Below are 13,583 nucleotides of genomic sequence, written 5' to 3'. Positions count from 1 at the left end.
GCTCCCTCCCCGCCGCCCCTCTCCCCGACCGAACGGCCCGCCATGCCCCGCCTGCTGCTGCTGATTGTCTGTTTGTTCCCGGCCGCCGCGGCCGCACAGAACGCCGACCGACCGTTTGTGCACCCCGGCATGCTGCACACGGCGGCGGACCTCGATCGCGTGCGGGCCAGGATCGAAGCGGGCGAAGAGCCGTGGCTCTCCGGCTGGCGGGCGCTGGTCGATAGCCCGCTCGCGCAGCTCGACTACCGCCCGCGTCCGTTGGAGCGGGTGGTCCGCGGGGGCCAGGGGCAAAACTTTGTGCTGCTCGCCCGCGACGTGCACGCGGCGTACCAGCTCGCGCTGCGGTGGCGGCTCAGCGGCGACGACGCCTACGCCGACAAGGCGGCCGAGGTGATCAACGCCTGGACGGGCGAGCTGCGTGAGATCACCGGCAACTCCGACCGGTTCCTGGCCGCCGGCATCTACGGCTATCAATTCGCCAACGCGGCCGAGCTGCTACGCGGCTACCCAGGCTGGTCGGGCGAGGACCTGCGCCGCTGCCAGCGGGTGATTCTCGAGGTGTTCTACCCAATGAACCACGACTTCCTAGTCAACCACAACGACGCCGCCATCACCAACTACTGGGCCAACTGGGACCTGTGCAACATGGCCGCGGTGATGTCGATCGGCGTGCTGTGCGACCGCCGCGACCTGTACGACGAGGCGCTCAACTACTTCCACCGCGGCCACGGCAACGGCGCGATGGACAAGGCGGTGTACTTCCGGCACCCCGGCAACCTGGGCCAGTGGCAGGAGGCCGGCCGCGACCAGGGCCACACCACGCTCGGGATCTCCCTGATGGGCCCCCTCTGCGAGACCGCCTGGAACCAGGGGGACGACCTCTACTCGTACGACAACCACCGCCTGCTGGCCGGCGCGGAGTACGTGGCCCGCTACAACCTGGGCGAAGAGGTTCCCTATCAGTTCTACGCGTGGGGCATCGGTCAGCGGGGCGACTACCGCGAGCAGCCGGAGATTTCGGCCGCGGGGCGTGGTGCGCTCCGGCCCGGTTTCGAGCTGGTGCTGAACCACTACACCAATCGCCTGGGGGTCGCCGCCCCCTACAGCGAGCGGTACGCCGCCCGGCTCCGGCCAGAACGGGGCGGCGGCGGGCACGCCTCAACGTACGACCAGGTTGGGTTCGGCACGCTGACCGCCACACGCGAGCCGGAGGTGGACCAGCCCCGCCCATCCGGCCTGACGGCGCGGCGGCACGCCGGCCAAGTAGTGCTCTCATGGTGGGGCGCCGCCGGCGCCAACGAGCACCGGGTGCTCCGAGCAAGTTCTGAGGGTGGCCCCTACGAGGAGCTCGCCCGCTACAACCCGTTCACCTCCACGCATACCGACGCCAATCCGCCGGCCGGCGAGTGCTGGTACGCGGTCGCCGCGGTTGCCGGCGGGAAAGTGCGGTCACGCTCTCAGCCGGTGCGTTTTGTTTCGGCCCCACGGCTGGTGAGCCCCGGGTCCGCTGACTCCGGGTGGCTGCAGCCGGCCGATGGCGCGAAGCTCTCCCCGGCCGGCGTGCTGACGCTCGACGGCGAACGTGGGCACGCTGCGCTGCCGCCGGGCGTGGTGAGCGGTTTGTCCGACTTCACGTTCGCCGTTTGGGTCCGCCTGGACGAGGCCCGGCCGTGGTCGCGGGTGTTCGACTTCGGCGACGACCGCGGCCGCTACCTGTTCCTCACGCCCCGCAGCGACCAGGGCGGCGCCCGGTTCGCCGTGGCGTCCAACTACCGGTACAACGAGCAGCGGATCGACTCCGCGGCGCCGCTGCCGGTGGGGCGGTGGACGCACGTCGCGGTGACGCTGAGCGGCCGCACCGGCACGCTGTACGTCGACGGCCAGCCGGTCGGACAGAACGAGGGCGTCGACTACCCGCCGCACCAGCTTGGCCGCACGCCGGAGAACTGGATCGGCCGTTCGCGGTTCCCCAGCGATCCGCCGCTGGCCGGGCAGGTGCAGGGTCTGCAGGTGTACGACGGTGCGCTGACCGATGGGCAGGTCGCCAAACTCGCCGAGCGGCCGCCGCAGGCGCCGTAGGCTAGGGCGTTTCAGAGTCTGAGTTCTGGTTCGCCTCCGCGGCATCCCCCTCCGGCGAACGCATCCGCCAGGCGACGGCCAGCACGCTGCCGATCACCGAGTGCGCGACCGCCGAGATGGCGCACGGCACGGCGGCCAGGCAGAGCAGCGTCTGGGCGTTGGTGAAGTGCCGGGTGGCCAACGCGGCGCCGAGGCCGGAGTTCTGCATGCCGACCTCGATCGACACCGTCCGCCGCACCAGCTTGTCGTAGCCGAACAGCCACGCCGCGGCGTAGCCCAGCCCGAACCCGCCGGCGTGCAGCAGCCCAACCGCCGCGGTCAGCCGGCCGCTGTGCTCGATCACCTCCGCGGCGTTCCGGCCGATAATGTTCGCGCAGATCAGCGCGATCAGGATCACGCTCACCAACGGCGCCACGGGCGTGACGCGCTCGACCGCTTTGGGCGCCACGTGGTGCAGCACCAGCCCGGCGAGCACCGGCAGCAGCACCACCTGCACCGTTGAGAGGAACAGCCCCCACGCGTCCACCGGCAGCCGCTCACCCACCAGCCACTTGGTCAGCAGCGGCGTGAGCGCGATCGCGGCGAAGGTGCTGCACATGGTCATCAGCAACGACAACGCCAGGTTGGCCCGCGCGATGTAGGTCACCACATTCGAGGCCGTGCCGCCCGGGCAGCAGGAGACCAGGATCAGGCCCACGGCGATCTCGTTGGGCAATCGAAAGGCGGTAGCGATCGCCCAGCCCAGCAGCGGCATGATGGTGAACTGCGCCGCCACGCCCAGCAGCACCGGCCGCGGCTCACGCAGCACCCGCACAAAGTCGCCTGCCGTGAGCGTGACGCCCATCCCCAGCATGATGCCGCCGAGCGCCGGCACGATGTACGGCCCGAACCAGTCGAACAGCGGCGGGTGCACCAACGCCGCCGCGCAGCACACGACCACCCAGACCGGGAACAGGTTGGCGAGGAGGTTGAGGAGGCGAATCACGCGGGGGATTGTAGCAGAAGCCGCCCCGCCGCGCGTCCGCATCTGCTAGAATGCCCGCCAAGCTTCGCAGCGACTCTTCCTTCCCACCTATTCCGCGGCGCTGTCTGCGATCGCCCTCGTTCGATGGGGTCGGCCGACGCCGCCACCTGCCATGGAGCAGCGAGCATGATCTTCAGAGCAACGCTACTGATCCTAGCGGCCGGTCTGCCGGCTGGCCTGGTGTTCGCCCAGCCGGCGCCGCTCGTGTATGACGCGGAGAACTCTAGCGAGCCGTTTGACAAGCCCGTGCTGCCAGGGATCGACGAGCTGCCGTCCGTCCCGATGCTGCCCGACCCGTTCGCGTGGTCGGACGGGAGCGGCGGCTCGACGGAACTCGGCGACTGGCCCCGCCGACGGTCGGAGATCAAGGCGGAGATCGAGCACTACGGCATCGGCCCCAAGCCGGCCCGCCCAGAGAACATCACGGCCGAGTACGCCGACGGCGTGCTGACCGTTGAGGTCACCGTCAACGGCCAGACGCTCACCCTCACCGCCCAGGTCGAGCTGCCCGACGGCGCCGGCCCGTTCCCGGCAGTGATCGGCGTCGGCCGGCCCACGGGGAGCCTGCCGGCGGACATCTTCGCCAGCCGCGGTATCGCGCGGATTGCGTTCGACTTCCGCCAGGTCATGTCCCACACCCAGCGGCGGGGCAGCGAGCCGATCAACCGGCTCTACCCCGAGCTGACGCACATGGGCGCCTACGCCGCGTGGCCGTGGGGCGTGAGCCGGCTGATCGACGGGCTGGAGCTGACGCAGGAGAGCCTGCCCATCGACCTCAAGCATCTGGGCGTCACCGGCTGCTCGTTCGCGGGCAAGATGGCGCTGTTCGCCGGCGCGCTCGACGAGCGAATCGCGCTGACCATCGCGCAGGAGTCGGGCGGAGGAGGGGCCGCGGCATGGCGCGTGTCGGAGACCCTCGGCCGCGTCGAGACGCTCGGCCGCACCAGCCACCAGTGGTTCATCGAGGACATGTTCAAGTTCTCCGACACCGTCGACAAGCTCCCCTACGACCACCACGAGCTGATGGCGCTGGTCGCGCCGCGGGCGCTCTTGGTGTTGGGGAACCCGGACTACGAGTGGCTGGCCGACGAGTCGGGTTACGTATCGTGCCGGGCGGCGCACCAGGTTTGGAAGACGTTTGGGGTGGGCGACCGGTTTGGGTTCTCGATCGTCGCCGGGCACCCCCACTGCCGCCTGCCCGACAGCCAGCGGCCCGAGGTCGAGGCGTTCGTCGACAAGTTTCTGCTCGGCAAGCAGGACGCGGACACTGCGGTCACCAAGCACCCGTTCAAAGACGTGGACCACCGGCGGTGGTACGCCGATTGGGCGACCGGCGACAAGTAGCCACGGCGGCCAGGCACGCTAGGCCCAGCGAGGCGGGCTCCGGCACGCTGCCACCGGTCGAGACCACCGCGTACAGCTTGCCGTCGGTCGGCGCCGTGCCGGCCACCGGCGCCACACCGCCGAACAGGTCGGTCAGCTGCTGGTAGACGCCCACGTTGCCCTCGCCGGTCCAGCCGGCGAGCAGGCCCTCGAAGCTTGGGTTGGTGAGCGAGGCGATGGTCGCGCCGGTGACATCACGGGCGCGGAAGTTGTCGATCGCCAGGCTGGTGTCGGCGAAGTGGTCGAACGTGTCGGCGACCAGGATCTCGAGCGACAGCGGACGGTCGGCCGCCGCGGGCGGGAACGACAACGCCGCGGTCGCCCAACCGGTTCCGCCGTCCAGGTGGTACGCGTCGATGGTCAGCCCGAATCCGCCGGCCGACGCTTCCGACGGCGCGGTGGTCCCCATCGGCGGGGCGCCAACCGGCGTGAACGAGCCAGAGTAGCCGGCGGGCGTCGGGTCGAGGGCCCAGTCCTGCGCGTCCACGACGCTATTGTTGGTCGGGTCGATCAGCCGCACGTAGAAGACATCCTCGCCGCCGCCCCCGAAGAACTCGCTGGAGAACGCCTGCCAGTCGAACTCGATCCGCCCGCCGACCGCCGGCGCGAGGAAGGTCTGGCGGAGGGCCGAGTACTCGGTCTGATTGGCGCCGCTGCCGTCGAGGCTCGTGCCGGGAGGGAAGGCAACCGGCGGACCCGCGGCAGCGGACATGCAGGCCAGGCAGCAGGCGAGCATTGCAAGGCAGGAAGTAGAGCGTTGCACGGCGTGTCTCTCCGGGGTGGTGCGTTGGTCGCAGATCACCAACCGTCGGTGATCCCCGCCAACCCACCCGGATGGGAAGCGTAAGGTGAAACGCTCCGCGGCTTTTTCGTTTTACGGTTGAGTGCGGCGTGCCGCAGTGCTAGTATGGCAACGACGGGTGCGAGATCCTCCCCAAATAGTCGAGGGAAGGGCTGACTCATGTTGCTTACGCTGACTCGACTGGGTTGCTGTGGCGTCGCGGTGGGTTGCGGCTGGCTGGCCGCAACCTGCGGGCCAGCCCTCGGCCAGACGTTCACCGGCAGGCCATCGGCGCCGTTCCGCACTACGCTCGCGACGACTCAGAAGCCAAAGCCGACCGGCGCCTCCAACCCGGCCGGCGTCGGGTGGGGCGCGCCGGCTAGTCGAAGGCCGGCTTTCAACCCGTACGAGAAACGCCTGCACTACGATCTGCACCGACCGACATCGCCGGGCTTCGCTACGCCGGGCGTGGTACACGGTTCGAGTGGACGCCAAGCGCCCAGCGGCGCGCCGCCTGGGACGAAGGCGTGGTGGGAACGTCGGAAGCCGGAGGTCATCAAGAGACAAAACCTGGGCCCGTCGGTCGCCAGGCCGTCAACCGCTCCGCCGCCCACGTCCCAACCGCCCAAGATGCTGTCGGGACCCAGCGACTTTAAGGCGGCGCCCGGCGCCGGCAGAGCGTCTCTAGGGGCGATAGATCTTGGCGGCGCTCTTAATGGGGGGAAACTATTCGGTGGCGCAGCATCCCCTACCATCGCCAAGCCGATCGAGTTCCGCACACCGGCGTTAGATCTCGCCCCTCTGAACCTGCAGCCCCTGGACCTGACGCCGCTGCAGGGCGGGTTGCGGCCGCTTGTCGACACGCCTTCGCTGGCCGATTAACATGCCAAGCAGCGCGGGTGTCGCCCGCGGTGGCTCGTCTTCTCTGTCTTGCATCGGTTTCGGCATGCTTGGATTCTGTTTCGATCATTGCGCCCGCTGGTCGGTTTCCCCGTGGCGAGCCTTCACGTGGCTGGTTGTTGTTGGGCTCTTCCTTGGTGAGGCAGCCACACCGGCCGCTGCTCAGTCAGACCTGCCGGTCGTGCACGACCCGGTGATGGCCAAGCAGGGCGATACGTACTACTTGTTCTGCACCGGTCGGGGCGTCGACATCTGGACGTCCACGAACCTCAAGGAGTGGCGCCGCGCGGGCAGCGTGTTCGAGCGCTCGCCCGAGTGGGTGAAGGAGATGCTGCCCCGCTTCCGCAACCACGTCTGGGCGCCCGACATCTTCCACGACGGCGATCGGTACTACCTGTACTACTCGGTGTCGGCGTTCGGGCGGAACAACTCGGCGATCGGCGTTGTGACCAACACGACGCTCAACCCAGAGGACGAAGCCTACGAGTGGGTCGACCACGGCATGGTTGTGCAGTCGGTCCCGGGGCGGGACATGTGGAACGCGATCGACGCGGCCGTGTTCCGCGACGCCGAGGGCACGCCCTGGATGGCGTTTGGCTCGCACTGGGGCGGTTTGAAGCTGTGCAAGCTATCCGAAGAATTGACGGCTCTCTCTGAGCCGCAGGAGTGGCGGACCATCGCCGCCCGGCACCGCTACTGGAAGCTCGACGAGTTCGACGCGGGCGACTCGGCCAACCCCGAACTCGACTACGACGAGCTCTACAACCCGAAGCTGACGGAGCTGAACCGCGCGTCCCAGAGCGGTGCGATCGAGGCGCCGTTCATCTTCCGGCACGATGGCTACTACTACCTGTTCGCGTCGTGGGACCGCTGCTGCCGCGGAGTCGACAGCACGTACAAGGTGGTCGTGGGCCGATCCAAGGACGTAAAGGGGCCCTACCTGGACCGCGAGGGCGAGTCGATGGTCAACGGCGGCGGGTCGCTGGTAGTGCAGGGCGTCGAGCAGAGCGACCGCTGGGCGGCGCTGGGGCACAACGCGGTCTACACGTTCGACGGGACCGACTACCTGATCTGCCACGCGTACGACAAGCAAGACGAGGGCCGGCCGAAGCTCTTCATGCGTCCGATTGAGTGGGACCCCCAGGGCTGGCCCGTGGTCAACGTCGACTAGCAGCCGGACCAGCTACCTGCGGAACTGCTTGCGGAACGCGCGGGGCGTCATGCCGGTCGACGTGCGGAACGTTCGGTTGAAGCTGCTGAGCGACTCGAAGCCGGCGCCGTACGCGATGTCGATGATCGGCTGGTCGGTGCTGAGCAGCTTGCTCTGCACGTCGGCCACCCGGTGCCGTGTAACCTGCGCATTGATCGTTACGCCGAACGACTTGCGGAACACGGTCGCGGCGTAGTCGGGGTGCAGGTCAACGCTCGCCGCGATGTCCGCGATCGGGATCGCACGCTTGTAGTTCTTGGCGATGAAGCACGCCATCCGCTCCGCCTTCTCGAGGGTCGACGCCTGGGGCTTCGGGCGGACGGCGGAGTCGTCGTCGCCGACCGGCGGCGGGCCGAGCGGCGCCGACTGGCTCAGCCGCATCATCCGCGCCTGCAGCTCCAGCAGCACGATGCGGTGCGTCTGCTCGTCGGCGTGGTTCAGGTCGGTGCGCCACCGCTCCAGCAGGATGGCGTCGATCTGGCTCTGCTGGGGGTCGGTGCACGCGATGGCGTCGCCGACCAGCAGGTGCGACTGGACCGACTCCGGCAGCCCCCACTGCAGGAACCGGTCGAACGGGATCGTGACCACAAAGTAGGACGCCACGCCCTTGAACGAAACGATCTGGTGCGGCAGCGCCGCCCAGAACATGGTCAGGCGGCGGGGCTCAAGGCGGATCTGCCGACCGCCCAGGTTGTAGACCAGCGAACCCTCGTTCAAGTAGTTGATCTCGATCTCTTCGTGCCGGTCGGGCCGCGGCATGCGGTGCGGCTCCCACAGCTCGCAGGTAAAGCCGTAGGGGGCGAAATCGGATCGTCTTGCATTGAAATGCTTCACGGTCTCAGGATATGGCAAGTTGAGCCATCTGTCGAGGGAGAGTAATCATATCCTGATGCAATAGGATGAAGGAACGAGGTAGAGATCCGGCAGGCGGGCCGTGACCGGCCGCCGGGTGCGAATCCTCGACAGGCGGTACTTGTCGCACACGCCCCGCGCCGGGGTCCCCGCTGTTCCGGGGCCCGCTCGGCAATCGGCTCGTTGGGGAGGGCGGTCTGCGGCGGGCGCCGAGCGTAGTCCACACGCGATGGATCCCGGACTTGTCATGATGCCCGAGCACACGGACTGCAGTGTCACGCACGGTCAGATCGCGATGGGGCTCTGCCCCTGGTGCGACGCAGAGCTGAGCAGCGACGCCGCCCGGGAAGACACAGCCGCGGCTAGAACCCGCAAGTGCTTTTGGAGTACGACAGCAATGGCTACGGCGCTAGAGAATCTGGATTCTGGTATCCGCTCCGCGACGGTCACCAACCTGGTCGTCGAGCACGGGCCCGAGGTGTCGGCCGCGATCCCGCTGCTGTCCAAGGCGTTCAAGGACCGCTCGCCGCGGGTGCGCGACCTCGCCCACGGGGCGCTGGAGCGTCTGGGGCAGGGCCTGTCGGCCGACGAGGCCCGGGACCTGGCCGACCACCTCCTCGACTCGCCGGGCGAGCTCGCGGTGCGGTCGTTGCTGCTGGCGTACTACAACCTCGGCTCCGGGAACTTTGGTTCGGGGCCGGCGCCGGCCAACTAGCCGGCGGCACGGTCGCTAGCGCGACGTCTTCCAAACCGGGTCGGCGTGCGACTGGTCCGGCCGCGGCCAGCGGGAGAGCGTCACCTTCTGACGCGTGTAGAACTGGATCCCCTCGACGCCCTGCACATGCAGGTCGCCAAAGAAGGACCGGTTCCAGCCGGTGAAGGGGAACCACGCCATCGGCGCCGGCACGCCCACGTTCACGCCGATCATGCCGGCGTTGAACCGCTGCGTGAACTCACGCGCCGCGTAGCCGCTCTGCGTGAAGATCACCGCCCCGTTGCCGTACTCGCAGTTGTCGCCCAGCGCGAGCGCGTCCTCGAGCGTCTTGACCCGGCTCACGCTCAGCACGGGTCCGAACACCTCCTCGGTAGCGATCCGCATGCCGGGCGCCACGTGATCGACGACGCTGGGCCCGATCAGGAACGCGTCCTCGGTGTCGCCGCGACGGCCGTCGAGCGCGACGGTCGCGCCGTCCGCGCCGGCGATGTCCAGGTAGCCCGCCACCCGCTGCCGGTGGGCGTCGCGGATCACGGGGCCCATGTCGACCGACTCGGCGGCGTCATCGACGTCGGGATCGCTCGGTCCGACGTTCATCTTCCGCGAGAAGTCGACCAGGCCCTCGACCAGCGGGTCGCCCGCGGCGCCAACCGCCACGGCCATGCTGCCGGCCATGCACCGCTGGCCGGCGCAGCCGTAGGCGCTGGCCGCTAGCGCCTTGACGGTCTGGTCCATGTCGGCGTCGGGCATGATGATCAGGTGGTTCTTCGCGCCGCCGGCCGCCTGCACGCGCTTGCCGTGGGCCGTGCCGGTCTTGTAGATGGCCTCGGCGATCGGCGTGGAGCCGACAAACGACACCGCCGCCACCTGCGGGTGCGTGAGCAACGCGTCGACGCACGGCTTGCCCCCGTGCACCAGGTTGAACACGCCGGGCGGCAGCCCGGCCTCGTCGAGCAGTTCGCCCAGCAGCACCGCCGACAGCGGCACCTTCTCCGACGGCTTGAGCACAAACGCGTTCCCGCAGGTGATCGCCACGGGGACCATCCACAGCGGCACCATGTTGGGGAAGTTGTACGGCGTGATCCCCACACACACGCCTACCGGGTGACGCACGCACGATGCGTCGACCCCCGCCGCGATGTTCGGCAGCGAGTCGCCCATCAGCAGGCTAGGGATGCCGGCGGCGAACTCCACCATCTCCACGCCGCGGTTCACCTCGGCCCGCGCCTCGGCGAGTGTCTTGCCGTGTTCCCGGGTGACCAGCCGGGCGATCTCCTCGAACCGCTCGTCCATGAGCTGCCGCAGCTTGAACATCACGCGGGCCCGCTCGACCACCGGCGTGTCGGCCCAGGCGGGCAGGGCGGCGGCCGCCGCCGTCACAACCCGGTCGACCTCCGCGGCGCAGCCCAGCGGCGTGCGGGCGATGACCTTGCCGCTGGAGGGGTTGTAGACGTCCTCGTACGCGTCGGCTTCGAGCTGCAGCCACTGGCCGCCGATGAGTGAGGGAACGGTTTCGACGCTGACGGCGGTGCTCATTATCATCCTAGGGAGTATCCCCAGGCTACGGTGAGGTTGGCGCTGGGCCAACATGGAAGGTTGCAAGAGTCCTCTTCGCACGACTGCGCTGCTTGCGGTAAGATACCACCTCCCGCAGATTGCACCAAACTGGCAAGCGGGGAGGGCGGACCTTACGACGCAGCTTCCCGCATTCCTCTACCGAAGGTCCCGCGTATGCCCCGCCCCGTCCGTGGCGCCCTGATCCAGGCCACCACCTGCGAGCCCACCACGTCGCCCACCGCCAAGATCAAGCAGGCGATGATCGACAAGCACGTGGCGATGATCGAAGAGGCCGCTAGCAAGGGCGCGCAGGTCTGCTGCCTGCAGGAGATCTTCTACGGCCCGTATTTCTGCGCCGAGCAAGAGACCAAGTGGTATGAGCTGACCGAGCGGATCCCTGACGGCCCGACCACCAAGCTGATGCAGGAGCTGGCCAAGAAGCACCGGATGGTGATGGTCGTCCCGATGTACGAGGAGGACCTGACCGGCGTCTACTACAACACGGCCGCCGTCATCGACGCCGACGGCGAGTACCTCGGCAAGTTCCGCAAGATCCACATCCCACACTGCGCGCCCGGCTTCTGGGAGAAGTTCTACTTCAAGCCCGGCAACCTGGGCTACCCGGTGTTCGACACCGCGGTGGGCAAGGTGGGCGTCTACATCTGCTACGACCGCCACTTCCCTGACGGCGCGCGCTGCCTGGGGCTCAACGGCGCGGAGATCGTGTTCAACCCGTCCGCCACCGTGGCCGGGCTGAGCGAGTACCTCTGGAAGCTGGAGCAGCCCGCCCACGCGGTCGCCAACCAGTACTTCGTCGGCGCGATCAACCGGCCCGGCTGGGAAGAGCCGTGGCGGATCGGCGAGTTCTACGGCCAGAGCTACTTCGTCGACCCCCGCGGGCAGTTCATCGCGTCTAGCGAGAAACGCGACGAGGACGACATCGTTATCGCCGACATGGACCTCGACCTGATCCGCGAGGTGCGGAACACGTGGCAGTTCTTCCGCGACCGCCGGCCAGAGACTTACGGGGCGATCACGGAGTTGTAGGAAGACCATCAACTAGGATGATGTCATGAGAAGATTCTATTTGCCGAGTGTCCCGCTGATTCTCGTCTTGATCGGTGTTGTTGGCTGCACCGACGAACGTTCTGCGTTGCAAGGCGACGGTGCGACGGGAACTCCAAATGCTGCCGTGTGCGCCGCGGTGCCTGACGGAGCCGCAGAGGTGATTTCGTTGACTCCGGCTGCAGCCGCGCAACTGAGGCTGGTGATGGAGCAGAACGATCTCTCGGAAACCGACTACTTGCGAGTCTTGGTCACTCAGGGCGGTTGCCAAGGTTACCTATATGACATGCGGTTCGTTACGGAAGTTGAGCCGCAGAGCGACGTTGTCCTGCTCTCCCATGGAGTGAATGTAGTAGTCGACAAGAAGAGCTTACTCTTCCTCAGCGGCACAACGATCGATTTCTACGACGGAGTGGAGAAACGTGGATTCACGTTTGAGAATCCGAATGCCGTAACATTTTCGGGCGATCAATCGTCTTAATACGGGGCATCCAGGCCATCAACTCACAGGCGAGTTTGGCGAGAGTGAATGGCAGAAAGCAACGTCATCCACGGCCTCGACGATAGGCCTCCCCTCGGCCGCGCGGTGGTGCTCGGCCTGCAGCACGTGCTGACGATGTTCGGCTCCACGGTGGCGATCCCGCTGCTGTTTGGGCCCGCGATGGGGATGTCGATCGAGCAGATCGGCGTGCTAATCTCCTCGGTAATGCTCTGCAGCGGGCTGGCGACCATGATCCAGGCGACCTTCGGGTCGCGGCTGCCGATCATCCAGGGCGTCAGCTTCTCGTTCATCGCGGCGTTTTTCGGCATCATCGGCGCCGTGTCGGCCGACGGCGGGTCGTCGTCAGAGATGATGCAGTACATCGCCGGCGCGGTGATTGTCGGCGCGGTCGTCGAGATGGTCGTCGGCTTCTCCGGCCTGATGGGCTGGGTCCGCACGGTGCTCTCGCCGGTGGTCGTGGGGCCGGTGATTATGCTAATCGGCTTAGCGCTGTTCCAGCACGGCGCGCCGAAGGCGGGGACCGACTGGGCGATCTCCGGGCTCACGATGGCCCTGGTGATCCTGTTCTCGCTCGTGCTGTCGCGGAATAACCGCTGGTTCAAGCTGTTCCCGATCATTACGGCGCTGGTCATCGTCGTGACGCTCTGCTGGGTGCTGTCGCTGGCCGGGCTGTACGGCGGCGACCACCCCTCGCACGTTAACCTCGACGCGGCCAAGTCGGCCCAGTGGGTGCGCTACCAGCCGAGCGAGATCTTCTTCCCATGGGGCTACCCCAAGTTTCAACTCGGCTTCATCATCGCCGTGCTGGCGGGCTACCTGGCGAGCATGATCGAGTCGTTCGGCGACTACCACGCCTGCAGCCACATGGCCGGTGGGGGCGACCCCACGCCGCGGCAGATCTCACGCGGCATCGGCTGCGAGGGGATCGGCTGCCTGCTGACCGGCGTGCTGGGCGGATTCAGCTCCACCAGCTACTCGGAGAACGTGGGCCTGATCGGACTGACCAAGGTCGGCAGCCGGTTCGTCGTGCAGATCGGCGCCGGTATCCTGATCCTGCTCGGCTTCTTCGGCAAGTTCGGCGCGCTGGCCGCGGCGATCCCCGGGCCGGTGGTGGGCGGGCTCTACTGCGTGATGTTCGGCCTGATCAGCGCCGTGGGGGTCCAGCAGTTCGCCAAGTGCGACCTGCGGAGCGACCGCAACCTGCTGATCGGCGGCTTCTCGCTGTTTATGGGGCTCAGCATCCCCACGTACTTTTCCTCGGTCGCATCACCGGAGGGGATACAGGCTGGTCAGACGCTAGCGCTCTACCGGCCGACCGCCGAGAGCTTCCTCGGCATGCTCCCCGCTGGCATGCAGTCGATTGTGATCTCAATCGGCTCGACCGGGATGGCCGTGGCGGCGATAATCGGGATTACGCTCGACAACCTGATCCCCGGCACGAAGGAGGAACGCGGATTGCACGACCCGGGCGTCCTCGTTCCCGAAGCGGGCGACGTTGGCGAGGGGGCGTAGGTC

12 protein-coding genes are annotated in these 13,583 nt (G+C 67.7%); 8 read left to right on the top strand and 4 right to left on the bottom strand.

Features of this window, described 5'->3' with window-relative positions:
• The first annotated feature begins 42 nt into the window (after positions 1–42).
• The gene (locus tag KOR34_RS13665; protein ID WP_146565119.1) at positions 43–2,079 is read left to right on the top strand and encodes a LamG-like jellyroll fold domain-containing protein; all 2,037 of its coding nucleotides are present in this window, start codon (positions 43–45) and stop codon (positions 2,077–2,079) included.
• A gap of 1 nt (position 2,080) precedes the next feature.
• On the opposite strand, the gene KOR34_RS13660 is transcribed toward KOR34_RS13665, so the two are convergent.
• A complete protein-coding gene (locus KOR34_RS13660; RefSeq protein WP_197531397.1) occupies positions 2,081–3,064 on the bottom strand; it encodes a bile acid:sodium symporter family protein in 984 nt (327 codons plus the stop codon).
• Positions 3,065–3,229: 165 nt separating this feature from the next.
• Between KOR34_RS13660 and KOR34_RS13655 the strand changes: the two genes are divergently transcribed.
• Positions 3,230–4,447, top strand: coding sequence for an Hsp20/alpha crystallin family protein (locus KOR34_RS13655; RefSeq protein WP_146565117.1), 1,218 nt, complete (start codon positions 3,230–3,232; stop codon positions 4,445–4,447).
• On the opposite strand, the gene KOR34_RS13650 is transcribed toward KOR34_RS13655, so the two are convergent.
• Positions 4,392–5,249, bottom strand: coding sequence for a hypothetical protein (locus KOR34_RS13650; RefSeq protein WP_146565116.1), 858 nt, complete (start codon positions 5,247–5,249; stop codon positions 4,392–4,394). The genes KOR34_RS13655 and KOR34_RS13650 overlap by 56 nt on opposite strands.
• A 198-nt stretch (positions 5,250–5,447) precedes the next feature.
• Here KOR34_RS13650 and KOR34_RS13645 point away from each other — a divergent pair, with 198 nt between their 5' ends.
• Together KOR34_RS13645 and KOR34_RS13640 are read left to right on the top strand one after the other, a co-directional pair.
• The gene (locus KOR34_RS13645; RefSeq protein ID WP_146565115.1) at positions 5,448–6,149 is read left to right on the top strand and encodes a hypothetical protein; all 702 of its coding nucleotides are present in this window, start codon (positions 5,448–5,450) and stop codon (positions 6,147–6,149) included.
• Between the two features lie 64 nt (positions 6,150–6,213).
• Positions 6,214–7,338: an arabinan endo-1,5-alpha-L-arabinosidase gene (locus KOR34_RS13640; RefSeq protein ID WP_146565114.1), complete on the top strand. Its 1,125-nt coding sequence runs from the start codon at positions 6,214–6,216 to the stop codon at positions 7,336–7,338.
• A 12-nt stretch (positions 7,339–7,350) separates the two neighbouring features.
• Here KOR34_RS13640 and KOR34_RS13635 read toward each other — a convergent pair whose 3' ends face one another.
• Positions 7,351–8,211 carry a helix-turn-helix domain-containing protein gene (locus tag KOR34_RS13635; protein WP_228714605.1) on the bottom strand — a complete coding sequence of 287 codons (861 nt, stop codon included), beginning with the start codon at positions 8,209–8,211 and terminating at the stop codon, positions 7,351–7,353.
• Positions 8,212–8,626: 415 nt separating this feature from the next.
• Here KOR34_RS13635 and KOR34_RS13630 point away from each other — a divergent pair, with 415 nt between their 5' ends.
• Positions 8,627–8,944 (top strand): hypothetical protein, encoded by a 318-nt coding sequence (locus tag KOR34_RS13630; RefSeq protein ID WP_146565113.1) that lies wholly within the window; start codon positions 8,627–8,629, stop codon positions 8,942–8,944.
• 15 nt (positions 8,945–8,959) lie between these two features.
• Here the strand turns inward: KOR34_RS13630 and KOR34_RS13625 are convergent, their stop codons facing one another.
• Positions 8,960–10,480, bottom strand: coding sequence for a CoA-acylating methylmalonate-semialdehyde dehydrogenase (locus tag KOR34_RS13625; RefSeq protein ID WP_146565112.1), 1,521 nt, complete (start codon positions 10,478–10,480; stop codon positions 8,960–8,962).
• Between the two features lie 195 nt (positions 10,481–10,675).
• Between KOR34_RS13625 and KOR34_RS13620 the strand changes: the two genes are divergently transcribed.
• Genes KOR34_RS13620 through KOR34_RS13610 form a run of 3 tightly spaced genes read left to right on the top strand, consistent with a single transcriptional unit; the run spans position 10,676 to position 13,580 of the window.
• Entirely contained in the window at positions 10,676–11,548 is an 873-nt protein-coding gene (locus KOR34_RS13620) for a nitrilase-related carbon-nitrogen hydrolase (RefSeq protein WP_146565111.1), read from the top strand.
• Between the two features lie 25 nt (positions 11,549–11,573).
• Complete coding sequence (locus KOR34_RS13615; RefSeq protein WP_146565110.1) at positions 11,574–12,047, top strand: HesB/IscA family protein; 474 nt, start codon at positions 11,574–11,576, stop codon at positions 12,045–12,047.
• 48 nt (positions 12,048–12,095) lie between these two features.
• Entirely contained in the window at positions 12,096–13,580 is a 1,485-nt protein-coding gene (locus tag KOR34_RS13610) for a uracil-xanthine permease family protein (protein WP_146565109.1), read from the top strand.
• Positions 13,581–13,583 lie beyond the last annotated feature (3 nt).

This window comes from Posidoniimonas corsicana (genome assembly GCF_007859765.1).
Classification (GTDB): Bacteria; Planctomycetota; Planctomycetia; order Pirellulales; family Lacipirellulaceae; genus Posidoniimonas; species Posidoniimonas corsicana.
Note: the sequence above shows the minus strand (reverse complement) of the source record. Positions and strands in the feature narration are given on the sequence as shown.